Annotated in this window: 26 protein-coding genes; 18 read left to right on the forward strand and 8 right to left on the reverse strand. The window is 72.1% G+C overall.

The genetic code is table 11. From position 1 onward, the window contains the following. The first annotated feature begins 39 nt into the window (after positions 1-39). Positions 40-1,233 (forward strand): FUSC family protein, encoded by a 1,194-nt coding sequence (locus ACQEUU_RS06675; protein WP_433061730.1) that lies wholly within the window; start codon positions 40-42, stop codon positions 1,231-1,233. 8 nt (positions 1,234-1,241) lie between these two features. Here ACQEUU_RS06675 and ACQEUU_RS06680 read toward each other — a convergent pair whose 3' ends face one another. Beyond that, on the reverse strand, positions 1,242-1,934 hold the full coding sequence (locus ACQEUU_RS06680; protein ID WP_433061732.1) for a winged helix-turn-helix transcriptional regulator: 693 nt from the start codon (positions 1,932-1,934) through the stop codon (positions 1,242-1,244). Between the two features lie 176 nt (positions 1,935-2,110). Between ACQEUU_RS06680 and ACQEUU_RS06685 the strand changes: the two genes are divergently transcribed. The 8 genes from ACQEUU_RS06685 to ACQEUU_RS06720 all read left to right on the forward strand — a co-directional run bounded on the left by ACQEUU_RS06685 (position 2,111) and on the right by ACQEUU_RS06720 (position 6,689). Further along, positions 2,111-2,362 (forward strand): MoaD/ThiS family protein, encoded by a 252-nt coding sequence (locus tag ACQEUU_RS06685; protein WP_270159785.1) that lies wholly within the window; start codon positions 2,111-2,113, stop codon positions 2,360-2,362. Between the two features lie 65 nt (positions 2,363-2,427). Then, complete coding sequence (locus ACQEUU_RS06690; protein ID WP_433061734.1) at positions 2,428-3,093, forward strand: LmeA family phospholipid-binding protein; 666 nt, start codon at positions 2,428-2,430, stop codon at positions 3,091-3,093. Between the two features lie 37 nt (positions 3,094-3,130). Beyond that, complete coding sequence (locus tag ACQEUU_RS06695; RefSeq protein ID WP_433061737.1) at positions 3,131-3,643, forward strand: sigma-70 family RNA polymerase sigma factor; 513 nt, start codon at positions 3,131-3,133, stop codon at positions 3,641-3,643. Beyond that, positions 3,643-4,485: an anti-sigma factor family protein gene (locus ACQEUU_RS06700; RefSeq protein WP_433061740.1), complete on the forward strand. Its 843-nt coding sequence runs from the start codon at positions 3,643-3,645 to the stop codon at positions 4,483-4,485. The genes ACQEUU_RS06695 and ACQEUU_RS06700 overlap by 1 nt, the downstream gene beginning before the upstream one ends. A 28-nt stretch (positions 4,486-4,513) precedes the next feature. Beyond that, the gene (locus ACQEUU_RS06705) at positions 4,514-4,966 is read left to right on the forward strand and encodes a thioredoxin family protein (RefSeq protein ID WP_433061742.1); all 453 of its coding nucleotides are present in this window, start codon (positions 4,514-4,516) and stop codon (positions 4,964-4,966) included. A gap of 177 nt (positions 4,967-5,143) precedes the next feature. Then, complete coding sequence (locus ACQEUU_RS06710; protein WP_433061745.1) at positions 5,144-5,557, forward strand: DUF4395 domain-containing protein; 414 nt, start codon at positions 5,144-5,146, stop codon at positions 5,555-5,557. Next, a complete protein-coding gene (locus ACQEUU_RS06715; RefSeq protein ID WP_433061747.1) occupies positions 5,554-6,393 on the forward strand; it encodes a sulfurtransferase in 840 nt (279 codons plus the stop codon). Before ACQEUU_RS06710 ends, ACQEUU_RS06715 begins: the two co-directional genes overlap by 4 nt. Beyond that, entirely contained in the window at positions 6,390-6,689 is a 300-nt protein-coding gene (locus tag ACQEUU_RS06720; protein ID WP_433061749.1) for a DUF1416 domain-containing protein, read from the forward strand. The genes ACQEUU_RS06715 and ACQEUU_RS06720 overlap by 4 nt, the downstream gene beginning before the upstream one ends. A 55-nt stretch (positions 6,690-6,744) precedes the next feature. Here ACQEUU_RS06720 and ACQEUU_RS06725 read toward each other — a convergent pair whose 3' ends face one another. Beyond that, complete coding sequence (locus tag ACQEUU_RS06725) at positions 6,745-7,293, reverse strand: helix-turn-helix domain-containing protein (RefSeq protein WP_433061752.1); 549 nt, start codon at positions 7,291-7,293, stop codon at positions 6,745-6,747. Between the two features lie 216 nt (positions 7,294-7,509). On the opposite strand from ACQEUU_RS06725, the gene ACQEUU_RS06730 reads away from it, so the two are divergent. Next, the gene (locus ACQEUU_RS06730) at positions 7,510-8,733 is read left to right on the forward strand and encodes a hypothetical protein (RefSeq protein ID WP_433061754.1); all 1,224 of its coding nucleotides are present in this window, start codon (positions 7,510-7,512) and stop codon (positions 8,731-8,733) included. On the opposite strand, the gene ACQEUU_RS06735 is transcribed toward ACQEUU_RS06730, so the two are convergent. The 3 genes from ACQEUU_RS06735 to ACQEUU_RS06745 form a co-directional block, all read right to left on the reverse strand. Then, a complete protein-coding gene (locus ACQEUU_RS06735; protein ID WP_433061757.1) occupies positions 8,720-9,334 on the reverse strand; it encodes a hypothetical protein in 615 nt (204 codons plus the stop codon). The two genes, ACQEUU_RS06730 and ACQEUU_RS06735, sit on opposite strands and share 14 nt — an antisense overlap. Before the next feature lie 1,215 nt (positions 9,335-10,549). Further along, complete coding sequence (locus ACQEUU_RS06740; protein WP_433061760.1) at positions 10,550-11,185, reverse strand: hypothetical protein; 636 nt, start codon at positions 11,183-11,185, stop codon at positions 10,550-10,552. Beyond that, positions 11,182-11,841, reverse strand: a complete 660-nt coding sequence (locus ACQEUU_RS06745; RefSeq protein ID WP_433061762.1) for a hypothetical protein — start codon at positions 11,839-11,841, stop codon at positions 11,182-11,184. The genes ACQEUU_RS06740 and ACQEUU_RS06745 overlap by 4 nt, the downstream gene beginning before the upstream one ends. 168 nt (positions 11,842-12,009) lie before the next feature. Here ACQEUU_RS06745 and ACQEUU_RS06750 point away from each other — a divergent pair, with 168 nt between their 5' ends. From ACQEUU_RS06750 to ACQEUU_RS06765, 4 genes are all read left to right on the forward strand, one after another. Then, a complete protein-coding gene (locus ACQEUU_RS06750) occupies positions 12,010-13,950 on the forward strand; it encodes a hypothetical protein (RefSeq protein WP_433061765.1) in 1,941 nt (646 codons plus the stop codon). 81 nt (positions 13,951-14,031) lie between these two features. Beyond that, the gene (locus ACQEUU_RS06755; protein ID WP_433061768.1) at positions 14,032-16,992 is read left to right on the forward strand and encodes an ATP-binding protein; all 2,961 of its coding nucleotides are present in this window, start codon (positions 14,032-14,034) and stop codon (positions 16,990-16,992) included. Positions 16,993-17,041: 49 nt separating this feature from the next. Then, the gene (locus tag ACQEUU_RS06760; protein ID WP_433061771.1) at positions 17,042-18,271 is read left to right on the forward strand and encodes a MurT ligase domain-containing protein; all 1,230 of its coding nucleotides are present in this window, start codon (positions 17,042-17,044) and stop codon (positions 18,269-18,271) included. Next, positions 18,261-18,974, forward strand: a complete 714-nt coding sequence (locus ACQEUU_RS06765; protein ID WP_433061774.1) for a type 1 glutamine amidotransferase — start codon at positions 18,261-18,263, stop codon at positions 18,972-18,974. Before ACQEUU_RS06760 ends, ACQEUU_RS06765 begins: the two co-directional genes overlap by 11 nt. Positions 18,975-19,015: 41 nt before the next feature. Here ACQEUU_RS06765 and ACQEUU_RS06770 read toward each other — a convergent pair whose 3' ends face one another. Further along, entirely contained in the window at positions 19,016-19,378 is a 363-nt protein-coding gene (locus ACQEUU_RS06770) for a DsrE family protein (protein WP_270154863.1), read from the reverse strand. A 53-nt stretch (positions 19,379-19,431) separates the two neighbouring features. Between ACQEUU_RS06770 and ACQEUU_RS06775 the strand changes: the two genes are divergently transcribed. From ACQEUU_RS06775 to ACQEUU_RS06785, 3 genes are all read left to right on the forward strand, one after another. Next, complete coding sequence (locus ACQEUU_RS06775; protein ID WP_433061777.1) at positions 19,432-19,920, forward strand: FABP family protein; 489 nt, start codon at positions 19,432-19,434, stop codon at positions 19,918-19,920. Between the two features lie 283 nt (positions 19,921-20,203). Further along, complete coding sequence (locus tag ACQEUU_RS06780) at positions 20,204-20,617, forward strand: Fur family transcriptional regulator (RefSeq protein WP_433061780.1); 414 nt, start codon at positions 20,204-20,206, stop codon at positions 20,615-20,617. A 10-nt stretch (positions 20,618-20,627) separates the two neighbouring features. Next, positions 20,628-21,566, forward strand: coding sequence for a YgfZ/GcvT domain-containing protein (locus ACQEUU_RS06785; protein ID WP_433061783.1), 939 nt, complete (start codon positions 20,628-20,630; stop codon positions 21,564-21,566). A 68-nt stretch (positions 21,567-21,634) separates the two neighbouring features. On the opposite strand, the gene dtd is transcribed toward ACQEUU_RS06785, so the two are convergent. Further along, positions 21,635-22,060, reverse strand: a complete 426-nt coding sequence (gene dtd / locus ACQEUU_RS06790) for a D-aminoacyl-tRNA deacylase (RefSeq protein ID WP_433061786.1) — start codon at positions 22,058-22,060, stop codon at positions 21,635-21,637. A gap of 60 nt (positions 22,061-22,120) precedes the next feature. Here dtd and ACQEUU_RS06795 point away from each other — a divergent pair, with 60 nt between their 5' ends. Next, positions 22,121-23,041 (forward strand): asparaginase, encoded by a 921-nt coding sequence (locus ACQEUU_RS06795; protein WP_433061789.1) that lies wholly within the window; start codon positions 22,121-22,123, stop codon positions 23,039-23,041. A 6-nt stretch (positions 23,042-23,047) separates the two neighbouring features. On the opposite strand, the gene ACQEUU_RS06800 is transcribed toward ACQEUU_RS06795, so the two are convergent. Next, complete coding sequence (locus ACQEUU_RS06800) at positions 23,048-24,658, reverse strand: DUF2207 domain-containing protein (protein ID WP_433061792.1); 1,611 nt, start codon at positions 24,656-24,658, stop codon at positions 23,048-23,050. Positions 24,659-24,933 lie beyond the last annotated feature (275 nt).

Below are 24,933 nucleotides of genomic sequence, written 5' to 3' on the forward strand. Positions count from 1 at the left end.
ACCCAGCTCAGGCGGGATTCTTCCTGCGACGATGCCGGGGTGGGGGAGCGATCGCGGCAACTGCTGCCGCCATTCGAGCGCATCGGCAGGACCGGCAGGCTGATCCTGGAACGGGCCCGCCGGCTGGGCCCGGGCGGATGGCTGCGGGCCGAACGCGACCCGCTGCTGCAGGGGGTGAAGACGACGGCCGCGTGCGTGCTCGCCTGGTGGATCGCGGCGCGGCTGCTGGAGGCCAGGATGCCGGTGCTGGCCCCGATCGGGGTGCTGCTCACGATCTCGGCCACCGCCTACAGCACCGTCGTGCGGGGCGTGCAGCAGGTCGGCGCCGTGGTGGTCGGGCTGGCCGGCGCGGGCGCGCTGATCTACCTGCTCGGGGTGAACGCGATCACCCTGGCCATCCTGGTCGCGGGCGGGCTGGTGCTCACCCCGCTGCTCAACCTGCCCAAGCAGAACGTGCAGATCCCGATCACCGGCCTGCTGGTGTTCGCACTGGGGGCCGGTTACAGCCTGGAACGGCTGATCGACCTGCTGCTGGGCGCCGTCATCGGCATCCTGGCCAACCTGGTCGTGCTGCCTCCCCGGTACGTGGAGGACGCGCGCAAGGAGCTGGCCGAGCTGGCCGGCGACATGGCGTCGCTGACGGCGGACATGGGCAAGGGCGTGCGCGGCACGTGGGGCGAGGACGAGGCGAGAAGCTGGCTGGAGCGCTCCCGCGAGGTGGACGCCCGTCTGCGCGAGAGCCAGGAGGTGGCCGAGCAGGCCGCCGAGTCGGTGAAGCTGATGCCGCTGGAGCGCCGTCGCCAGGACCAGCGGCTGGACCAGGTGTCCGAGGCCATGACCTGCCTGGACCACGCCGGTCTGCAGTTGCGCGCCCTGGCCCGGTCGCTCACCGATCTGGCGGCCGGGGTGCGCGGGCTGCCCGCCGAGGACGTCGACCGGGTCCCTGCGGCGCTCGGCGACGAGCTCATGGCCATCTCTCGGGCCTTCGCCGCGTTCGGCCGGCTCCAGCTGGGCCGGGGCAGCGTCAAGGACCTGGGCCGGCTGCGGACCGCGCTGCGCGAGGGCGGCGAGCATCAGACGCTGGCCGCCGAGCGCGTCCCCGACACCGAGAACGTCCGGCTGTGGTCGCTGCACGGCGCGATGCTGGACCACTGCGCGGCCATCAGGCACGAGCTCGACCCGGAGGGCGGGCCGCACCAGGGGGCGTTCCCGGCCCGGCTCATCCCCGGCTGAGGAGCGGGTCAGACCGCCGCGGTGTCGGCCCTGTCGGGGACGAAGCGGTAGCCGACGTTGCGGACCGTGCCGATGAGCGACTCGTTCTCGGTGCCGAGCTTGGCCCGCAGCCGCCGCACGTGCACGTCGACGGTCCTGGTGCCGCCGAAGTAGTCGTAGCCCCAGACCTCCTGCAGCAGCTGGGCGCGGGTGAACACCCGGCCGGGGTGCTGCGCGAGGTACTTCAGCAGCTCGAACTCCTTGAACGTCAGGTCGAGCACCCTGCCCCGCAGGCGGGCGGTGTAGGTGGCCTCGTCGATCGACAGGTCGCCGCTGCGGATCTCGTCGGGCACGTCCTCGGTGGAGGCCTGCGTGATGCGGCCCACGGCCATGCGCAGCCGCGCCTCCACCTCCGCAGGCCCGGCGCCTTCGAGCAGTACGTCGTCGACCTGCCATTCGGCGGTCATCGCGGCGAGGCCGCCCTCGGTGACGATCACCAGCAGGGGACAGTCGATGCCGGTGGTGCGGATCAGCCGGCACAGGCTCTTGGCCTGCACGAGCTCCTTGCGGGCGTCGACCAGCACGGCGTCCGAGGGAGGGGCGTCGATCAGGGCGGAGGCCTCCGCCGGCGCGACCCTGACGGAGTGGAGGAGCAACCCCAGGGCGGGCAGCACTTCGGCGGACGGTTCGAGCGCGTTGGTGAGCAGCAGCAGGTTGCTCATATGGGCCTCCCTCAAACACGCAAGGACCCGGGGGCTACGTCGCCCGAGTCCTGTAGGTGAGGATATCCCACGAGTAACTGACGTCTATGGGGCGTCCGTCAGATGAACGCCACGTCTCGTGCGACGAGCGGATGAACAAGAACGCACAATGGTGGACGACGAAAAGTGAGGTGGCCATGGCCTGCGGGAAAGTGCGCTATTGGGCGGCGGCGAAGGCGGCGGCCGGAGTGGCCGAAGAAGAATTCGAAGCCGCCACGCTGGGCGAACTCATGACGAAAATCACAGCTGATCGTGCCGAACTCGCCAGGGTGGTCGGCAGATCGTCATTTCTGATCGACGGCTCTCCCGTGGGCCGACGGCCGCACGGAGAGGTGGAGCTCCGCGACGGCGTGACGGTCGAGGTGCTGCCGCCTTTCGCCGGCGGGTGATCTTCCGGCTTGTTGGGGAATGAGCCGATAAGCTTCATGACCCCCGGCCCGAGACAGGGAGTGCGATGCGCAAGCTGCTCGTTTTCCTGATCCTGCTCTTCATCCTCCTCGCCGTGCTCGACCGGGTGGCGGTCGCGGGGGTGCAACGCGACCTCGCCAACAGGATCGCGGCCGCCTCCGACCTGCAGCGGACGCCGGAGGTGGAGATCACCGGCATCCCCTTCCTGACGCAGGCGGTCTCCGGCCACTACCAGGAGGTCCGCTTCGACCTCGGCACGCTGCGTTACGGCGGTGTTCCGATCGAGGATCTCAAGGGGGCGGCGTACGACGTGACCGCGCCGCTGGCCGACCTCCTGCAGAACCGGGCCGACATCCGGGCCGGCCGGGTCGCCGTCAGCGGCACGCTGACGAACGCGACCATCGACCGGTTCGCCCCGGAGGGTGTGAAGATCAGCGGCAGGGGCGACCGGTTCGTCGCCTCCGGTGAGCTGATGGTGGGCGCGCAGAAGGTGAAGTTCGACGCGGAGATGAAGGTCGAGATGACCGAGGCGGGCATCCGGCTGCAGGCGGAGAAGATCGAGGGGGTGCCCGTCCAGCTCGCCCGGCTCGTCGGCTACACGATCCCGTTCAAGGGGAAGCTGCCCTTCGACGTGAAGGTGACCGGGGTGAAGAGCGTGCCCGGAGGGCTGCAGATCTCCGCCGAGGCGTCTGACGTGCCGATCCGTGGATGACCGTGAACCACCTCCGTCCTCCGTACGTGATGAGGGCGTGAGCTCAGCTGGCACCGCCGACGAGGAACTCGTGAGGACCCTGTTCGACGAGCATGCCGGGCCACTGTACGGATACGTACTGCGACTGACAGGTGACTCGGGACGGGCGGAGGACGTGGTGCAGGAGACGCTGCTGCGGGCGTGGCGGCATCCCGGCGCACTGCGCGACCGCCCGATCCGCGCCTGGCTGTTCACCGTGGCCCGCAATCTCGTCGTCGACCAGCACCGCGCCCGGAGGTCCCGGCCTCCGGAGACGGGTGACGAGGCGCTGGCCGTGCTGCCCGCGGACGACGAGCTGGAGCGCGCGGTCGAGTCGTGGGCGGTCGCGGAGGCGTTAGCGGCGCTGCGGCCCGAGCACCGCGAGGTGCTGATGGAGGTCTACTACCGGGGGCGGTCGGTGAAGGAGGCCTCGGCGAGGCTCGGCGTCCCGCCGGGCACGGTCAAGTCGCGCACCTACTACGCGCTGCGGGCGCTCAAGCTCGCGCTGGAAGAGCGGGGGCTGGCGCCGTGATGACGTGCGAGGAGGTCCGGCAGGCGCTCGGCGCGCACGCGCTCGGCGCGCTCGAACCGCACGAGGCCGAGGAGGTCGACCTCCACCTGGCCACGTGCGAGGAGTGCGGGGGCGAGCTGGCGGAGCTGGCGGGGGTCGCCGGGTTCCTGGGCAAGGTGTCCGAGCGGGACGTGGCCCTGGTCGCCAGCCCGCCGAAGCGGGTGCTCGAACGGCTGCTGAAGGAGCGGGCCAGGCGGCGCGGGCGGGTCCGCGCGCTCATGGCGGTCGCGGCCGCCGCGGCGGCGGTCGTGGTGGGCGGCGTGGTGTGGGCGGGCCTGCCCGGAGAGGCGCCGACGACCGCGTCCGCTCCGGACACCGGGCCGGCGGACCAGTCCAGCGCCGGGGACGACGCTGCCCGGTCGACCGAGGCCGAGGACGCGGAGGAGTTCTCGACCCGGCAGGAACGCGCCGAGAAGGCCTCGCCCGCGCCCACGGCGAGTCCCATAGCGAGTCCCACGGCGAGTCCCATGGCCTCCGCGTCGCGCTCTTCCCTGGGCCGCGCGTTCACCGGCTCGGCCGCCCGTCACCGGGTGACCGTGACCGCCGTGCCCACCGGCCCGCGCACCGATCTGACGGTGCGCATCGAAGGGGCCCGGGTGGGCACCGAGTCCAGGCTCGTCATCGTCAGCAAGGACGGCTCCCGGGAACGGACCGGGCCGTGGCGGATCAACCGGGCGACATACGAGGACGGCGCGGTCTTCCGGCACGAGACGCGCACCGCGCTGGCGGACATCGCCGCGTTCGAGATCATCGGGGACGGCGAGGTGCTGGTGCGGATCCCGGTGACCGGGACCGGGAAGTAAACGGCGGGGCCGGTGGTTGCACCGGGGGATGACGGGACTGTGGGTCGCGCTGGCCACGCTGGCGCTCGGAGCGGCGATCGGAGTGATTCGGCTGCACACGGACGGACGTGTGGGCGACCGCGTGGGCGACCGCGACCCCGGCCCCCTGCTGGGCCCCGGCGAGCTGGGCGCCGAACTGGGGGAGCGGGCCACGCTCGTGCAGTTCTCCACCGCCTTCTGCCAGCCGTGCCGGGCCACGCGCCGGGTGCTCGCCGACGTGAGCGCGCTGGTGCCGGGCGTGGCGCACGTGGAGATCGACGCCGAGTCCAGGCTCGACCTCGTACGGCGGCTCGACGTGATGCGGACGCCGACCGTGCTCGTGCTCGACGCCCGCGGGGCGGTCGTGCGCAGGGCGTCAGGGCAGCCCACGAAGGCCGCCGTGCTGCACTCGCTCGCGCAGGTCGTGTCTCAGGATTCGTCTCACAAGCCGGACGACATGTGACAGATGTCGAGACGCCGAGTAGTCTTCTCGGCATGAACCCATCGACGGAGCTGCTGACGAAGCGGCGCGCGGTTGATTTCTGCCGCGTCGCGACCGCGCTCTGTCGCGCTGCCTGAGGACGGTCTCGCGCGGGCTTGCGGCCCGCCCCCTTTCCGAATCCTTCAGGAGCATCCCACGATGCGTGCCGACCCCAGGGCGCTGCGCTTCGGCGCGGCCATCACCACGTTGATCCTCGTCCTCGTCCTGGTGACGGGCAGCGCTTGGCTGCTTGCCGCCCAGGCCGTGGTGTTCGCGTTCGGCATCGCGGGCAGATCACCGTACGGGATGCTTTTCCAGGCGCTCGTCAAGAGCGCCCCGAAGGAGACCGAGGACTCCCGCCCGCCGCGTTTCGCGCAGGGGGTGGGGCTCGTCTTCGCGGTCGTGGGGGTGGCCGGGTTCGCCGCGGGGATCACGCCGCTGGCCCTCGGGGCCACGGCCGCGGCCCTCCTCGCCGCCTTCCTCAACGCAGCCTTCGGATTCTGCCTTGGCTGCGACATGTATCTGCTGATTCGCCGTATATTGCCCGCCGCCAACATGGAGGTACCACAATGAGCCGCTCCGCCGTCCTGGTGGATGCCGACTGGGTCGAGGCCAACCTCGACACCCCGGGTGTCGTCTTCGTCGAGGTCGACGAAGACACCAGCGCCTACGACAAGGGCCACATCCGTGGCGCAGTGAAGATCGACTGGAGGCAGGACCTGCAGGACCCGGTCCGCCGCGACTTCGTGGACAAGACCGGTTTCGAGGCTCTGCTCTCCGACCGGGGCATCTCCAACGACGACACCGTCGTCCTCTACGGTGGCAACAACAACTGGTTCGCGGCCTACGCCTACTGGTACTTCAAGCTTTACGGGCACGACGACGTCAAGCTCCTCGACGGCGGCCGCAAGAAGTGGGAGCTGGAGTCGCGCGAGCTGGTCAAGGACGTCCCCGAGCGGGCCAAGACCCAGTACGTCGTCAACAAGGAGAACACCGCGATCCGCGCCTTCCGCGACGACGTGGTGGCCGCGATCGGCAAGCTCAACCTGGTGGACGTCCGCTCGCCCGACGAGTTCACCGGCAAGCTGCTCGCCCCCGCCCACCTGCCGCAGGAGTCGGCGCAGCGCGGCGGCCACGTGCCGACCGCCCGCAACATCCCGTGGTCCAAGGCGGCCAACGACGACGGCACCTTCAGGTCCGACGACGAGCTGCGCACCCTCTACAGCGAGGCCGGCGTCGACTTCGGCAAGGACACCATCGCCTACTGCCGCATCGGCGAGCGTTCCGCCCACACCTGGTTCGTCCTGCACGAGCTGCTCGACCAGGAGAACGTGAAGAACTACGACGGTTCGTGGACCGAGTACGGCTCGCTCGTGGGCGTGCCGATCGAGCTGGGGGAGGCCCGATGACCACGCAGGGTTGCGGAGCGCCGGAGCAGACCATCGCGCTGCCGGCCGGGATCGATCTGTCCAACCAGGCCGTGATCCAGGGCCGGGTCACCGGCGCCGGCACCGCCTACGCGCGGCTGCTCGACCACACCGGCGAGTTCACCGGCGAGGTCGTGGTGTCCGACGAGGGAGTCTTCCGCTTCTTCGCCGGTCCCGGCGACTGGACCGTACGCATCATCGCGGGCGGCGGCGTCACCCGCGACATCCGGGTGCAGGCCCGGCTCGGTGAGGTGGCCGAGCTGGCCGTCGCCGTCTGATCGTCGACCGCAAAAGGGCCCGCGTCCTTCCCGGACGCGGGCCCTTCGCGCGCCGTCAGAGCCTGGCCGGATAGCGCATGAGCAGGGTGGCGTGGACGACGTCGGTGCCCGTCGCGTGGTAGATGTGCGGGACGTCGGAGCGCCACGAGATGTGCTCGCCCGGCCCCGCCGTGAGCGGCGCGTGCGGCGGTCCGGCCGCGAGGACGCCGCTGAAGACCGTGACGTGCTCGGTCGCGCCCGCCAGGTGGGCGGGCGAGCTCTGGGTGATCCCCGGCGGGACGCGCAGCCGGTAGAGCTCGTAGGTGACGTCGTCGTCCTCGAAGAGCTCCAGCAGCGCGGCCTCCACGGCGGTGCCGCGGACGTTCCTGGGCTCGGGCGGCGCGTCGAGTATCGCCCCGATCGGCACGCCGAGCTGGGCCGTGATGGCCCAGAGCGTCTCCAGGGTGGGGTTGCGGGTGCCGGTCTCGACGCCGGAGAGCGTGGCCTTGCCGATGCCCGCCCGCCGGGCGAGCTCCGACAGTGAGACCCCGCGCGACTGGCGCAGCTGCCGCACCCGCTGACCGATCACGCGCGGATCGGTGTCCGGCGCGGGCCGCGAGTCCATGGGGCCATGATGCATCGTCCGCCGCCCCCGTGCCGGGCGTCTCGCCGAGCCGTCCCGGGCGGGCGTACGTCGGCCTGCCCTGACTGCTTGCCGGGATGCGGCTGCGGCCGGTGAGGGCAGGCCGCTACGATTCCACCGATGTCCGGAACGTCTGGTGTGATAGCACCGAACCGGCCCGGCCCCGCACCGGGTCAGCGGCTGCCGTCGCCTTTCTCGTTGCCCCTGCACACCATGCGGGTCGCCGGGAAGTGCGCGCTGCCCCTGATCCTCTGGTTCGCCGCCGGCGATCTGGCACGCTACGCGCTGCTGTACGCGGGCACCGAAGTCGCGTACGGCGAGTGGCGGCAGGTCCGCCTCGTCGCCGTGATGACGCTGCTCACCCTGGTGGTGCTGGCGGCGATGACGGTCACCACCGGCATGCTGCACAGCCTGCGCGGCGCGCTCTGGGAGATACGCGCCCGAGCCGCCGAAGGAGTCCCGGACGAGCGGTTCTTCCGCACGCTCGACCGGATGGCTCCCGCGTTCGCCGTCCTCTACCTCGCCTGGGGCTTCCACGCCGAGGACGCGCGCGACTTCCAGCAGATGGACCTGCTCCACCACTTCTACGACATGACGGAAGCCCAGTGGTTCGGCGAGGAGACCAACGTCGGCATGAGCCTCGCCGACCTCGACTGGCGGGTCTCACTGGGCGCGATGGCGGTCATGTTCCTGCTGAAGACGCTCTTCGCCAGGCTGGTGGAGAAGGGCAAGGGCCGCTTCTACGGGTTCGCCGCCGCCTTCTCCGAGTTCGGCTTCGTCTTCTACGGGCTGAACGCCACCGTCGCCTTCGCCGACGCCCGCGCCGAGTGGACCGACACCCGCGCGGTCGTCGTCGGCACCAAGCAGACGCTGGACAACGCCAAGGAGACGGTCCCCGCCTGGGAGGCGTTCACCGAGGCGTTCGGCGCCTTCTGGCCGCTGTTCCTGGACGCCGTGGCCATCCCGCTGGCCTGGCTCACGGTGGCGATGCTCGTCTTCGGCGCCTTCTCCGACGACAAGCGCACCCTGGTCAAGGGCACCCGCCTGGAGAAGGGCGTGGACCGGCTGGAGAGCAGCCACGACCTCACGCGGAAGTCGTTCGACCACGTCACCAGCGGCTTCACGGACCGCTGGCTGCCGCTGGCCAACTCCCTTCGCATGATCATCAAGGGTGGCGCGCCGCTGTTCGGCATGATGTGCCTGTGCTACGTGGCCATCGAGGTGGGCTCCCGCTACGCCGACCGCGCCGTCCGCACCCTCATCGGCTCCGAGGCCGAATGGACCTGGATGTACGTCGGCGTGCCGGTCGGCTTCGTCCGCGACCTGCTGGTGACCGCGCTGACCATGGCGCTCCTGGCCGCCACCTTCGACCTCGCCGCCACCCGCGCCCGCCTGCGCGGCCGGCCGCTCAACGCCTCCTGAACGTCAGCCGGACCAGATTGTCGATCCTGACCGCCTCCGAGTCCTTCTTGAAGTAGTCCTCGGTGGGGGTGTCGGAGCGGTACGAGCTCGGCCTGAACGAGAGCTCCACCTCGTCCTTCACCGCGGTCGGCACCACTGCCAGCCCCTGGATCCGATACTCCTCGCCCACCTTCAACCGGTCGTTCGGCCGGTCGCCCGACGACAGCTCCACCACCCACGTCCGGCCCGCCCGGTCGGCCAGCTCCGGTTCCTCAGGCAGACCCGTCATGGTCGCGCTGCCCTCGTCGAGGACCTTCTGCCTGATGTCGATCGCGAGCCAGGTGACGTCCGGGCCGTGCCCGTTGTCCTGCGGCGGATCGGTGACGGCCACGTCGGCCTTCCACTCGGTGTCGTAGACCTCGTACGAGCCGCCGGCCGGGACCGTCACCTCCTTCGGGTACAGCCCTCTGGTGGTGACGGACTCGTGGAACCGGTAGCCGTCGAACCCGTACGCGGCGACGGAGAGCAGCGACACCACCACGGCGCCCACGGCGACCAGCGCCGTCCGCTTCCTCCGCGCACCCCTCCCCGGCCCGGCCTCCGCGCCTGGCCCTGCCCCCACGCTCTGCCCGGCCTCCATCGCGCCCGGACCGCTCGCCCCCGGCTCGGACCCTCCGACCGCACCGGTACCCCTGTGGTCCCCGGCCGTCCCACCGACTCCCGCGGACCCCGCACCGCGCCCGGTGGTGGTTCCGGTGGTCGTCACGTCGCCGGTTCCGGTGGCGCCCGCCGGGCCGCCGGGGCCCGTCGCCCTCATAGCGCCGCCGGGTCCCGCGGCGCCTGTTGCCCCGCCCGGTCCCGTGCCCCACGCTTCGGCAGGTCCTGCTGCCGTGCTGGGGACACCGGGATCGGCTCCCGGTGCGGCCGTCCTCGGGGCGGGTGTGGCAGCGCCGGTTCCCGGGGCGTGTTCCGCGGCCCCCAGGAACGGTCTGCCGCTCTCCCGGACCCCGGCGGGAGGCAAGGGCAGGCTGTCGCGTACGGCCGGGATGGGTTGCGTGGAGCCCATCGCCTCGTGGCGGCGCGGCACCGGCGGCCAGACCTGCTGGTCAGGCGGAAAGTCACGTCCTCGGACAGGCCGCATCATGGGTGGCTCCCTCCGCCCGCCGAGGGTGCCCTGCCCGCCAGGAACGGCCGGTCCATCGGGGGTGCCCTGTCCACCCGGAGCACGCCCGTACGGTTGCGCGCCCGGACCGCCCCGCCCGTGCGTCTGGTCACTTTCCTGGCCGGCCCATCCCGATGGCCCCGGTCGCGGCTGCCCCGATCGGGAGCGGTCAGGTCGCGCTTGGTGTCCAGGCCGGTTCGTCCGCCGCTCCGGATACGCGGCTTGTCCGGCAGCTGCTTGTTGCCAGGGGTCGGTTGGTTGCGGCAGGTGCGGGGCCTGGCCGGGCGTGCTGTGGTCCCCGGGGTAGGCGGACTGGCCGGGGCCGGTGGCCGGAGTCGCGCGCCGATGGAGGGGCGGCTGTCCGGCTGGTCGGCTTCCGCCCGGCGACGCCCCGCCCGGGTCGTAGGCCGCGCCGGGTTCGGGCGGGGTGTCCGGGTCGTAGGGCTGGGCGTCGGATGGCGGGTGGGTGGTGTCCGGGTCCTCGGGGCGCCGGTGGCTCTTCTTGGGCGCGAACCAGTCGCGGTCGTTGCTGCTCATCGGATTTCCTTCGCTGGGACCCCGGTCGTCACCCTGGGGGAAAGCGAACCTGCCGCGGGACGGGAAGCGGGCGGAGTCGACGGCGGGCGCGATCCGCGGGGTGCCGCCTGCCGGCGTGGGGAGGAAGTCACCGTCGGATCACTTCGCGTCGGTGGAGTGGACGTCCTGGGCCGAGCCGGCGAGCTTGCGCGCCGCCGCCTCGTCCAGCGCGAGGTCGATCTCGGCTTCCGGCTGGTAGGGCTCGATCAGCGCCGTCGGCGGCAGGCCGACGACCACGCGGGCGCCGGGGAGCGCGGAGGCGGGCACCTCGAAGAAGTAGGGGCCGCGGGCCCAGATGTCGGGCTGCACCCATTTGCTGGTGATGGAGATGGAGCTGTCGACCCGGTCGGTGGTGGAGAACTTCTTGCCGTCGGCGGTCAGCAGCATGGCCGGCCCGAGTTTGTACGGCTGGAGCTTGGACTTGGCGGAGACGTTGACGATGAGGAACAGGTGGTCGGTCTTGACCGTGTCGGAGAGGTGCTGGACGGCCTTGGCGGCGGTGACCGAGTTGACCCGGACGACGAAGCGGGTGGCGTCGATGTCCTTGCCCAGTTCGCCGGTGTAGGTCAGTGGGGCGGTGTACTCGTTGTGGCTGAGGTCCATGGACTGCAGGCCGATCGCGGCGCCGACGAGCACGAGTCCGACGGCGGCGTTGAGCAGCCGCGACTCGCCGGGTCCGCGCGGCGGACGGGCGCGGCGGCCGGGGGCGCCGGGGCGTCGCTCGGTGGCGGTCATGCCGTGTCTCCGGCCTTGACGGGGAGCGTCACCTGGGCCTGGACGGTCGGCACAAATGTCTCCCCGGCGGCTTCGCGGATCAGCTGCCATCTGACGGTCTCGTCCTGGAAGCCGGGGGAGTACTCGAAGGACGCCACGTCCAGCGTGATCTTGTCGGGCGGCTGCTCGCCCGGGTCGAGCCGATAGCGGACGATGACCTTGGTCTTGAGGCCGGGATGGAGCTGGTTCGTCTGGTCGTCGCCGGCCAGGGCGAAGGCGAACGGCCCCTTGTCCTTCTTGATCGCCGGCGAGATCCTGACGAGCGAGTTGGCGAAGGAGTGACCGAACCCGGCCTCCTCGGGCTTGGCGGGCGGCAGGCCGACGCTCACGGTCTCCTCGCCGAGGTTGGTGACGTCGAAGACCATCTCCACGAACCGCTTGTCCTCCTCGAAGGACAGCTCGGCCTTCTCGACGTTCACCCGCGCCTCGACGAAGGCGGTGGAGTAGAGGCCCTGGTCGAGCACCGCGCCCTGGCCGAGCGGCTTGGGCGGTGCCTCGGCCTCCTCCAGCCCGCCGAGCAGCGTGATGATCCCGACGACGGTCACGATGAGCAGACTGGCGACGGGCACCGCGACCGGACGCCGGGGAGTGCCGCGGCCGTCGAGGGGTTCCGTCATGGCTAGTGATGGTAATAGGTGAGCCTTGTCCCACCCACCCCAATACGCCCATCGGGCTGGCGGAATTGCCGAGAACCCTGCCGCAGCAGGGGTTGTAGCTCATACGCTGTCACGGAGTGAAGGGGAACAGGGCCCTGCTAACGACATAGCGCAGCCGGAGGGGGTCACGTGGCGGACGTGCATCCCGATCACGCGCAGCTCCAGGCCGATCGCATCTACCTGGGCTGGCAGTACATCCTGCCGCACCCCGACCCAGGCCCGCCGCCGAAACGGCCGTCCCCCGCCGAGGAGCCGCAGGTCACCGAGCGGGACGAGGAGGAGCGGGCCGCGCTGCTGCGCCGCGAGCGGCTCCAGGAGGACATGCTCAACCGGCCGGTGCGGCTGGTGCGGATGTTCATGCTCGTGCTGGCCGGGCTGATCGTGGTGTCGGCCGTGGCCGGCTATCTCGCCTGGCAGTTCGCGCTGCTCGGCGTGCTCGCGGCCGGCGGCGTGGCCGGCATCTGCGCGTACGCGCTCGTCCAGGGCGACCGGGCGGTCCGCTACCGCGTGTCGGAGCAGCAGGCGAGGAACGACCGCCAGCGTCAGGAACGTGACAGGGAGCTGTTCCAGGCGCAGGAGGAGCACGCCCAGCGCTACCGCGAGTGGCAGGAGGAGAAGGAGCGCTTCGACCGCCAGCTCACCTGGTACGCGGTCGCGGTACCCGACGAGATCGACCGGATCGACGTGGCGGGCGGCACGCTGCCCGGCTGGTCGGCGCTGATCACGCTGGTCGGCGCGACCCGCCTCTACAGCGGCGGCCACCTGACCGTGCTCGACCTGTCGGAGGGGGCGATCGCCAAGGACCTGATCGAGCTGGCCCGCAAGGGCGGCGACGACCCGCTGGTGTGGGTGCTGCCGGTCGACCTGCCCCGGCTCGACCTGGGGGCGACGCTCAAGCCGGAGGCGTTCGCCGACGTGCTCGCGCACGTGGTGAGCGTGAGCGAGGAGCACCGCACCACCCGCGACCTCAGCTTCGACAACGCGATCCTGGAGCGGGTGCTGGAGGTGCTCGGCGAGAACGCCACGATCAGCCAGGTGACGGCTGCGCTGCGGGCCCTGGCGCAGGTCGGCGACCCGCGCGAGGACCTGCGGTTCGGCCTCATCACCGCCACCCAGCTGGAGCGCATCGGCACCCTGTTCGGGCGCGGGGTGAGCGACCGGGTCGTGATCGAGCGGGCCTGGGCGCTGGAGTCGCAGCTGCGCAAGCTGGAGACGCTCGGCACGCAGGCCGTCCGGCTGCCGCCCGCCCGGCTGCGGGTGGTCAGCATGGACCGGCAGGCCGGGGTGTTCGGCAACCGGGTGCTCGGCACGTACGTGGCGACCGCGCTCACCCACATCCTGCGCCAGTCGCCCGCCGCCGACCGGCCGTGGTACCACACGATCATCGTGGCGGGCGCCGACAAGCTCCGCGGCGACGTGCTCGACCGGCTCATGGACGCCTGCGAGACGTCCCGTACCGGGCTGGTGCTGACCTACCGCTCGCTCACCCCGACCGTCCGCGAGCGGCTCGGCCGGGGCCACGCGGCGGTCGCGTTCATGCGGCTGGGCAACGCCGAGGACGCCCGGGTGGCCAGCGAGCACGTCGGGACCGAGCACCGGCTGGAGCTGGCCCAGCTCACCGAGACGATCAGCGACTCGCTGCCGCGGCTGGACGGCGGCTACACCTCCACCATCGAGCAGCTCGACGACACCGCCGAGCGGCCCGACGAAAGCGGCGCGGACCTGGCCGAGGACATCACCGAGTCGACCGAGTGGGGCCGCACCGCCGACAAGATCTCGGAGAAGGAGCGGGTGCTGCAGCGCTCGCGCGAGTTCCTCGTCGAGCCCCACCAGCTCCAGCAGCTCCCCACCACGTCGGTGATCGTCACCGACGCCACCGCGCACGGCCGGCGGGTCCGGCTGGCCGACGCCAACCCGGCCATCCTGACCTTCCCCAAGACGACGCTGGCCGAGCTGGAGGACGTCCGCGACACCCCGCTCGCGCAGCCCGACGAGAACGGCAGGCCCGACCCCCCGCCGAACCTCGGACCGCCGCCGCCGCGCCTCGACTGGCGCAAGGACAGGCAATGACAGGCAAGGAAATGGTCAAAGCCCACGTGGTGCGCTGGCTTTCGGCGGGAGTTTACTGACAACCGTCTGTGGGGGGATGAGATGCAGCCCAGTGTGTCGCTGAGCGGGCCGTGGTACCGGATCCAGTCGATCGCGGCGCCCTCACGCAGCTCGTCGGCCGAGTGGGACTTCGTCACCGTGCTGCCCGCCGCGCTGTCGGCGGCGGCGCGCGGCAGGCCGTTCGTCATCGGCTGGCTCTCGCGCGGCTCCGGCGCGCCGCTGGAGCTCATCACGAACGCGGGGCCGCTCTCCCCGCCCCGGCAGCCGCGCCGCGCGCCCGAGACGCCCGACCGGCCCGCCGGGCCGCAGCCGCTGCTCTTCCCCGGCGGCGCGCGCGGTGTCGAGCTCGACGACGGCTACCTGGCCGACCTGGCGGACCTCGTCTGGACGCCGTGCCCCGGCCGCCAGGCGCCCCCGCTCGGCGGGCGCAGGGAGCCGGACGCCGACGAGCTGAAGCGGCCGACGCTGTTCGAGGCGACGCTCGTCACGCTCATGTCGCGGCCGTTCGCGTGGCTGGTCGTGGCCGAGCCGACCGACCTGCTCGACGCCGAGGTGGCGCACCTGCGCACCCAGCTCAACGTGCTGCGGCAGTACGGCGACGCGTCCGAGCGGTCCAGGTTCGACGCCGAGCGGGCCGAACGGCGCATGCAGGAGCTCGACGCCTTCCGCGAGGCCGGGCTCTGGAACGTGCGCGTGCTGGCCGGCGCCGCCAACCCCGACGAGCTGCGGCAGATCGCGCCCGTCCTGGTCGGGTCGGTGGAGATGAGCCATCACCCGTACCGGCTGCGCAGCGCGCACGGCGTGGTGCACCCGCTGCCGGAGGCGCTGGAGCTGACCATGCAGGACCCGGGCGACGGCGCGGCGGCCCCGTTCGCGGCCACGGCCGGCACGCTGGCGGCGCTGGCCGGCCTGCCCAGGCGCGAGGTGCCGGGCGTGCGGGTGCTCGACGCCGGGTTCTTCGACGTGACGTCCGAGGCCGGCGAGGGCGAGCTGGAGCTGGGCGAGATCCTCGACGGCCAGGACCGGCCGGTCGGCTCGTTCCGGGTGCCGCTGGCCACGCTCAACCGGCACGCGTTCGTCACCGGCGCCACCGGCTCCGGCAAGTCGCAGACCGTCAGGCACCTGCTGGAGCAGCTCAGCCAGGCCGGCATCCCGTGGCTGGCGATCGAGGCGGCCAAGTCCGAGTACGCCGCCATGGCGGGACGGGTCGAGCCGGAGCAGGTCACGGTGATCAACCCGTCCGCGCCGGAGGGCGTGCCGTTCAGCGTCAACCCGCTGGAGCCCGAGCCCGGCTACCCGGTGCAGGCGCACATCGACATGATCAGGGCGCTGTTCATGGCGGCGTTCGACGCCGAGGAGCCGTTCCCGCAGATCATGTCGCTGGCGTTGCAGCGCGTGTACGAGGCCACCGGCTGGGACGTGGTCACCGGAGGCGCGGTGCCCGGGTCGAAGGTGCCGCCCAGCGTGCCGACCCTGGAGCAGCTCCAGCGGCACGCGATGGACGTGATCCAGGAGATCGGCTACGGCCGTGAGGTGCAGGCCGACGTGGAGGGGTTCATCTCGCTGCGGCTGCGCTCGCTGCGGGTCGGCTCGGCGGGCCGGTTCTTCGAGGGCGGGCACCCGGCCGACATCGGCGGGCTGCTGCGCCGCAACGTGGTGCTGGCGATCGAGGACGTGGCCAACGACGAGGACAAGGCGTTCCTCATGGGCACCCTGATCATCCGGATCGTGGAGCACCTGCGGATGCGCGCCCGCCAGGAGAAGAGCGCCGGCCTGCGGCACGTCATCGTCATCGAGGAGGCGCACCGGCTGCTGCGCGACCGCGGCACCGGCCGTGCCGCCACGCACGCGGTGGAGCTGCTGGCCGGCATGCTCGCCGAGATCAGGGCGTACGGCGAGGGCATCGTGGTGGCCGAGCAGATCCCCACCAAGCTCGTCGCCGACGTGGTCAAGAACACCGCGCTCAAGGTCGTGCACCGGCTGCCCGCCGAGGACGACCGGCAACTCGTCGGCGCGGCCATGAACCTCAGCGAGGAGCAGTCCCGCCAGGTCGTCTCGCTGCCGCCCGGCGACGCGGCCGTGTTCGCCGACGGGATGGACCGGCCGCTGCGGGTGCGCGTGCCGCTCGGAGAGTCGCGCGAGAAGGCGCTGGCCGGCCCGCCGCCGCCGATCAGGGGCCGCCGCTCCGCCGCCTGCGGCGCGCCGTGCCGCACCGGCCAGGCGTGCACGCTGGTGGAGCTGCGCGAGGCCGACGTGCTCGCCGACGCGCCCGACTGGGCGTGGCTGCGCATCTGGTGCGACACGGTCGTGCTCGCCTTCGTGACCGGCCGGTCGCTGCCCGGCGTGCCGCGCGCCCTGGCCGCCGCCTGGGGCGAGCTGCCGGCCCGGCGCGCCGAGTGCCTGCTCGCCACCTTGGTCGAGCGTTCGGTGCGGCGGCGCGCCTGGGCGCTGCGCAGCTGGTTCGACCCGGCGCTGCTCACCGAGAAGGCCGCCGCGGCCGCCACCCGCCTGCTGGGCGGCCAGGGCGGCGGCGAGCGCCCCGACGCGTCGTGGGTGCTCCCGCAGGTGCGCTGGCTGCACGAGGTCGACAGGCTTTTCCCGTACGGGCGGCCCGCGCCGGACCTGCGCACCCCCGCCCCGCCGCTGGAGTACGCGATCTTCCAGCAGAACGGCGACCACCCGGGGCCGCAGGGCGAGCTGCTCGGCCATCGGGCCAAGGCGCTGCGCCGCCACCCGCTGTCGATGGAGATGGACCACAACAGGGAGCTGGCCTGGCGGGTCATCCTCGGTGACGACGAGCTCGAGAGCGTCCGCCGCGACGTCGACGCGGTGGCACTCGGCGTCGAGCCGCAGGCCAGGCTCCGGCACGTCGGCCAGACCATGGGCGCCGGCTGGCTGGAGGGGGTGCTGGCGTGGCCGCACCGGTTCGTGCTGCCGTTCGGCCACGACGGCGCGCCGGCGATCTCGTTCGCCGAGCCTCACCTGGCCGAACAGGCGCGGTGATCTCCGGTAAGCGGTGTGGCACGGCCGATCACGACTAGGATTTGTCAGCATGACCCAGCTTCCACTGCGGGCTCAGCTCGCGAGCGCCCTGGGCCGCAGTGCCGCCACGCTGTCCAGGATGACCGGGCGCGGCGACGGCTCGGTGATCGGCGGGCGGGTCGGCCTGATGCTCGAGCCCGACCTGCTCCGCCAGCTTGCCCGTGACCGCAAGCTGGCCCTGGTCAGCGCGACCAACGGCAAGACCACCACCACGCGGCTGATCACCTCCGCCCTGCTGGACTTGGGGGAGGTGGCCACCAACGCGTTCGGCGCCAACATGCCCGCCGGCCACGTCTCCGCCCTCTCCGAGCACAAGCACGCCCCCTACGGGGTGCTGGAGGTCGACGAGAAGTACCTGCCCGAGGTGCTCGACACCACCGGCGCCGGCGTCGTGTGCCTGATGAACCTCAGCCGCGACCAGATGGACCGCGCCGCCGAGATCTGGCTGCTGGCGCAGAAGTGGCGCAAGGCGCTGTCCGGCAAGCCCACCCACGTCATCGCCAACTGCGACGACCCGCTGGTCACCTGGGGCGCCTCCACGGCCGCCAAGGTCACCTGGGTCGCCGGCGGGCAGCGCTGGAAGGAGGACTCCTGGAGCTGCCCCGAGTGCGGCGGGCCGCTGGAGCGCAAGGGCGTCCACTGGGCGTGCCGCGAGTGCACCTTCCACCGGCCCGAGCCGCAGTGGGTGCTCGACGACGACGCGGTGATCGACCCGCGCGGCCAGCGCTGGCTGATCGACATCCAGCTCCCGGGCCTGGCCAACCGGTCCAACGCGGCGATGGCGCTGGCCGTCGCCGACGCGTTCGGGCTGCCGGTGGAGCGGGCGCTGCCCCGGCTGCGCGAGGTGACGTCGGTCGCCGGCCGCTACACGACGGTCGAGCGTGACGGCCGCCACGCGCGGCTGCTGCTGGCCAAGAACCCCGCGGGCTGGCTGGAGGCGTTCGACGTCTCCGACCCCCACCTGCCGATCATCCTGTCGGTCAACGCGCAGGGTCCCGACGGCCGCGACACCTCCTGGCTGTGGGACGTCGACTACCGCATCCTGCGCGGCCGGCCCGTCTTCGTGACCGGCGAGCGCCGCCTCGACCTGGCGCTCCGGCTGGAGGTGGCCGACGTGCCGTTCGCGCTCTGCGCGTCGTTCTCGGAGGCGCTGGCCATGCAGCCGCCCGGCCGGGTCGACGTGATCGCCAACTACACCGCCTTCCAGCAGATCCGATCGGAGTTCGGCCGTGCCGTCTGACAGCGCCCTGAGCATCGTCTGGATCTACCCCGACCTGCTGAGCACCTACGGCGACCAGGGCAACGCGCTCGTCCTGGAGCACCGGGCCCAGCGTCGCGGCATCCGGACGGAGACCGTCCACGTCCGCTCCTCCGATCCGGTGCCGGAGAACGGCGACGTCTACCTCATCGGCGGCGGCGAGGACCGGCCGCAGATCCTCGCGGCCGAGCGGCTGCGCCGCGACGGCGGCCTGCAGCGGGCCGTCGCCCGGGGCGCCTCGTTGCTCGCCGTATGCGCCGGCTACCAGATCATGGGCAGCACGTTCGGCGGCGAGGAGGGCCAGCCGGTCGACGGCATCGGCCTGCTCGACCTGTCCAGCGCCCGGGGCCCCGCGCGGGCCGTGGGCGAGCTGGTGGCCGAGGTGGACGCCGCGCTGGGCCTGCCGACGCTGACCGGGTTCGAGAACCACATGGGCGTCACCCGCCTCGGCCCCGGCGTCAAGCCGCTGTCGAAGGTCGTCAAGGGCGTCGGCAACGGCGACGGCTTCGAGGGCTGCTACGCCGGTCACGTCGTCGGCACCTACCTGCACGGCCCCGCGCTGGCCCGCAACCCGGCGCTGGCCGACCTGCTGCTGTCGTGGCGGGTGGGCGAGCTGGGCCCGCTCGACGACACCCGCTACGAGCAGCTCCGGCAGGAGCGGTTCAGCGCCGTGATGGCTCAGTAGCCGTGATGGCTCAGTAGCCGTGATGGCTCAGTAGCCGTGACTCAGTAGACGAGCGCCTGCGCGCCCTCGGCCGTCACCTCCTCGACGAACGTGGGCGCCCCGGCGATGCGCACGCCCTCTATCACGTCGTCGACCGTGATCTCACGCCGCGCCGCGCACTGCGTGCAGAGCGTCAGCCGGCCGCCGGCCAGCACCGCTTCGAGCAGGTCCGCGAGCGGCACCGCGTGCGGCAGCGCGAAGTCCTTGGCCCGCCCGGGGAGCGCGAACCACGAGGACTCCCCGGTCAGCCAGAGCGAGACCGGCACCCCGCTCGCGAGCGCCGCGGCCGCGACCGTGAACGCCTGGTTGCACCGTTCGGGGTCGTCGGCCCCCGCCGTCACCTTGATCACCAGTGATCGTGCCATGCCCGCCACCCTAGAACGTCACCGGCCCGTCCCGCGCCACTAGGGTGGCGCCTATGGAGGAACCACAGGTGCATCCCGACCTGGAGCCGATCGCCTTCCTGCTCGGACGGTGGGAGGGCGCGGGCGTCGGCGGCTATCCGACGATCGAGAGCTTCAACTTCGGTCAGGAGATCGAGTTCGGCCACAACGGCAAGCCCTTCCTGACGTACGTGAGCCGCACGTGGCTGCTCGACCAGGACGGCAACCCGGTCAGGCCGCTGGCCACCGAATCGGGCTACTGGCGGGCGCTGCCCGAGCGGCAGCTGGAGGTGGTGCTGGCGCATCCGACCGGCATCGTGGAGATCTACGTGGGCGAGGTCGTCTTCCACAAGATCGACCTGCGGACCGACGTGGTGGCGCGCACGGTCTCCGCCAAGGAGTACACCGCGGGCCGCCGGCTCTACGGGCTGGTCAACGGCAACCTGATGTGGGCCTACGACATGGCCGCGGTCGGGCAGCCGCTCACGTCGCACATGTCGGCGGAGCTCAAGAAGGTCGGCTGAACATGAGAAAGGGCCCCGGGCGACGCTCCGCTCGCCAGGAGCGGGCCGGATGGACCAAAGGCGACGACCTGTGGTCGCGCCCTCCGGCTGCCAGGGGCCCCGGTGGTTGCCTCGTATTCGCGTACGACTGCGAGACAACAGCCCGCGTCTCAGCGGACAACCACCTCGCTGGTCCGACTATGACTACCCATTGTGTGGACCACCTCCTTTCCGCGTACTCATGAAGCTATGCGCTCGGCAGCGAACAGGGCAAGCGATTAAAGCGGGCCTTAGACTCGTTGACATGACGGAGACGCAGTGGCATGAGGAGCTTCGCGCCAAGGGTTACCGGGTCACTCCGCAGCGCCAGCTCGTCCTGGAGGCGGTCAAGGAGCTGGAGCACGCCACGCCCGAGGAGATCTGCGGCAAGGTCCGTGAGACGGCCCGCGGGGTCAACATCTCCACCGTCTACCGGACGCTCGAACTCCTCGAAGAGCTCGGCATGGTGACCCACACCCACCTGGGTCACGGCGCGCCGACCTACCACCTGGCGGCCGAGGCCGACCACGTCCACCTGGTGTGCCGGGGCTGCGGCCAGGTCATCGAGGTCCGGCCCGAGCTGGCTGACGGGCTGGTGCGGGGGCTCGACGACGAGCTGGGGTTCGCCGCCGACGTCCACCACCTGACCGTCTTCGGCCGCTGCCGGGAGTGCAGATAGCCTGTGAGGCATGCGTAGCCCACTGCTGGATCTGCGGGGAGCCGTCGCCGCCGACGCTCCCGACGCCGACGTCGCGGCTCATTACGGCGACCTGTACGCCGAGCAGCGCGCGCTGGTCAAGGGTGAGGCGGTCGTCGACCGCGGCAACCGCGAGGTGGTCCGCGTCACCGGAGCCGATCGGCTGACCTGGCTCAACGACCTGACCTCGCAGAAGCTCGACACCCTCCGGCCGGGCGAGTGGACGCAGACGCTCGTCCTCGACCCGCAGGGCCGCGTGGAGCACTACCTGACGCTCGTCGACGACGGCGAGACCGTGCTGGCCCACGTCGAGCCCGGCACCGCCGACGCCCTGATCGGCTATCTCGACCGGATGCGGTTCATGCTCAGGGTCGAGGTGACGCGGGCCGACGACCTCGCGGTGCTGTCCACGGCCGACGGCGACGTGTTCGTGCCGCGCGCCGAGCTGGGCGACCATCTGGGCAGGCCGCTCGCGGGCCTGTGGGCGTACGAGGCGCTGCGCATCGCGGCGCACCGGCCCCGGCTGGGGCTCGAGACCGACCACAAGACGATCCCGCACGAAGTGGGCTGGATCGGCCCGGCCGTCCACCTCGCCAAGGGCTGCTACCGCGGGCAGGAGACGGTCGCCCGCGTCCACAACCTGGGCCACCCGCCGCGCCGGCTGGTCTTCCTGCACCTCGACGGAAGCGTCGACACGCTTCCCCCGCACGGCGCTCCGGTGATCTTCGAGAGCCAGGAGGTGGGCTTCGTCGGCTCGGCGGCCCGCCACTACGAGCTGGGGCCGATCGCGCTGGCCCTGATCAAGCGGACGGTCCCGGTCGACGCCCAGCTGCTGGCCGGCGGCGTGGCGGCCGCTCAGGAGGTCGTGGTCCCGCCCGACGCGGGGCGCAACGTCAGCATCGACCCCGCGCTGCGGCGGCGCGTCCGATAACCCCGGCGCCTGCCGCCGGCCCTCAACCCGGCCGAGCCCGGCCGGGTGCGGAGCGGCCGGGGCGTGGGCTAGACGTCCAGGATCAGCGTGATCGGGCCGTCGTTGACCAGCGACACCTTCATGTCGGCGCCGAAGCTGCCCGTCTCGACGTGCGCGCCCAGCCCGCGCAGCTCTTCGACCACCGCGTCGACGAGCGGCTCGGCGACGGGCCCCGGCGCGGCGGCCTGCCAGGTGGGGCGCCGGCCCTTGCGGGCGTCGCCGTAGAGGGTGAACTGGCTGATCACCAGGAGCGGCGCCGACACGTCGGAGCAGGACTTCTCGCCGTGCAGGACGCGCAGGCCCCACAGCTTGGCGGCCAGCTTGACCGCCTGGGACCGGGTGTCGGTGTGGGTGACGCCCACCAGGACGAGGAGGCTGGGCTCGTCGATCGCGCCGACCGTCCGGCCGTCGACGGCCACGGAGGCGGAGCTCACCCGCTGGACGACTGCTCGCATGGGATCCCATTCTGGCCCAGCCGCAGGACCTCCGTAGACTCGGGGCGAAAGGGGTGCTTGATGGCGTTGGTCGTGGAGGTCGTCCGGTCCGGGTTCGTGGAGTCCAGGCACGAGGCGCGCATGCTCGCGCTCGACGCCGTGGGCAGCCCGGTCGAGGTGCACGGCGCGGTCCACGTGCCGGCCTCGCCCCGCTCGGCGATGAAGCCGCTGCAGGTGCTGGCGATGCTCCGCAACGGTCTCGACCTGGCCGGTGAGCCGCTGGCCCTGGCCTGCGCCTCCCACGCGGGCGAGCCCTACCACGTCGAGGGGGTCAGGAAGATCCTGGCCGGGGCGGGGCTCGACGAGGCGGTGCTGCGCTGCCCCGAGGACTACCCGGAGGACCGGCAGGTGACCGAGCGCGGCCGCGTCCACATGAACTGCTCCGGCAAGCACGCCGCCATGCTCGCCACCTGCGTCGTGAACGGCTGGCCCACCGCCTCCTACCTGGAGGTGACCCACCCGTTGCAGCGGGCGGTCCGCGCCACCGTGGAGGAGCTGACCGGGGAGCGGATCGCCGCTTCCGGGGTCGACGGGTGCGGGGCGCCGCTGTTCTTCGTCTCGATGCTGGGCGTGGCCAGGGCGTTCCGGTCGCTGGCGCTGGGCGCCGGCGACAGCCGGGAGCGCGCGGTGTTCGACACCATGCGCGCCCACCCCGAGTGGACGTCCGGCACCCACCGGCACGAGGCCGCCCTCATGCGGGCGCTGCCGGGCCTGATGGTGAAGGCGGGCGCGGAGGGTTTCCAGGCGTTCGCGTTCCAGGACGGCCGGGTCGGCGTCATCAAGGTCGAGGACGGCTCCGCCCGCGCCCGCACCCCGCTCACCGTGGCGGCGCTGCGCTCGCTCGGCCTCACCTCGCCGGCGCTCGACGCGCTCGCCGTCCACCACGTGACGGGCGGCGGCGAACCTGTGGGCGAGCTGCGGGTGCGCACCGTCCAGCGCTGACGCAGGTCAGAACGTACGGAACTGCCGGGTGGCGGAGATGGCGCCCGAGGTGGTCGTGGTGAACGTGCGCATCGAGCCGGCGAACTTGGACAGATCCCACTCCGCCGGCCCGTGATACCAGTAGAGGTTGTCCGCCTGCTGGCCGTTGCCGGTCACCGAGGCGACCAGCCGCGACCAGTGCTCCACCCCGTCGAAGATCACCGCGTACGGGAGATAACGGGAGAACAGCTCGACCCGATCCTTCTCCGGCACGTTGCCCAGGTCGGCGGAGAAGAGGAACTCGCGGAAGCCCAGCGTGTGCGCCAGCGCCGCGGCCCCCTTGGCGGTCTTGGCCGGCATGTACTGGCCGCCGACGGCCAGCGCGCCACCCGCGATGATGACGGCGAGCCCGAGCAGGCCGTAGGAGGTGAACCAGGCGAGCGCGGCCGTGGCCAGCACGCCGGCGACCATGAGCACGATCCCGATCGTGGTCCACCGGGTCCGCTCGGCGTCGGGGCGGCGGGCGAACCAGCCCTGACGGACCACGTCGGCGTAGAGGGCGTCGCGGACCTCGCCCAGATGGGCGGTGAACGAGCCGGACAGCTGCGACAGCAGCACCGCGTCCCGGCCCTCGAAGATGGCGTCGTGGAGCGCCTGCTCGTACGGCAGCAGCGTGTTGGCCGGCGCGTGCGGCAGTCGTACCAGCAGCCAGTCGGGCGCGTCGTAGGTCTGCCTCGGCTGCTCGTCGATCCGCAGGTAGCCGCGCACGGCCAGGTCGATGATGGTGGCGGTCACGTCGATCACATCGGCCTGCTCGTCGACGAGCGTGCCGATCTGGCCGGGACGGACGCCGTCGGGCGGAGAGAAGTGACCGTTCTGCACGGGGTTGACCGCCCCCTGCTCGTGGCCGATGACCCGCGCGTCGCGGCCCCGCGTCCAGTAGAGCAGGCCGACGCCGCCGAGCAGCAGCACCAGCAGGGCCGCCAGCGCGCCGCCGGTCACCGGGTTCAGCGCGAACGCGTTGGCCAGCGAGAAGCGCTCGTCGAGGATCGGCCGCCCGCCGCTCGCGCGTTCGGGGAAGCCCACCACGACGGTGAGCGCCTGGCCGGGCGCCAGGCCCTGCTGCTCGAACTCGGCCCGGGTCCCGGTGTGGTCCATCGCGGCCGTGGTGCAGCCGATCGCGGAGGTGAGCTCACCGGCGAAGCACGACAGGTTCTGCACCTGGCCGGGACCGGTGACCACGACGGCGGCCCGGTCGACGGAGACGTTCCAGCCGCCCACCGCGAACCAGCGCAGCTCCTCCACCTGGCCGGTGGGGGTGACGGCGCCCTTCACGTCGTACTCGACGGTCGCGGGCGCGGTGACGGTCAGCACGCCGTCGGCGTAGGCGCCGCCCTTGACGTTCGTGATCTCGTACAGGCGGTCGTGGGTGTCGTCGTGACGGGTACGGGTCACGAACGTCCGCTTCAGCTCACCCGAGCCGCCGGTGATCTTCTCGACCACGTGGAGCGTGCCGTCCTCGCCCAGGGTCATGGTCACCTCGTCGGTGATCCCGGCGTTCGCCGCCAGGGCCGGCGCGGCGGTCAGCGCCAGGGCGGTCGTCACCAGTGCGGCGAGCACGATCCTGATACCGGTCATGGCCGGTCATCGTATCGGGTCCGTCCGACGCATCCGTAAATGTCGGGTTTGCCGGTCGAGCCGTTCCTCGCGCCCCTCAACTCCATCCCGCCCAACGTCGAGAAGGTTCCGCTGTGACCGCCGCCCCCGACCCGGACGAGATGACCCCGGACGAGTACGAGATGTGGGTCACCGACAACGCCAGCCCCGACTACCACGGATAACGCCATGGCATGGATCAAGCACACGGACCCGGCCACCACCCACCAATGCGCGCCCCCAGCACCCGGCGGCTG

The organism is Nonomuraea sp. CA-218870, from assembly GCF_050936535.1.
GTDB lineage: Bacteria > Actinomycetota > Actinomycetes > Streptosporangiales > Streptosporangiaceae > Nonomuraea > Nonomuraea corallina.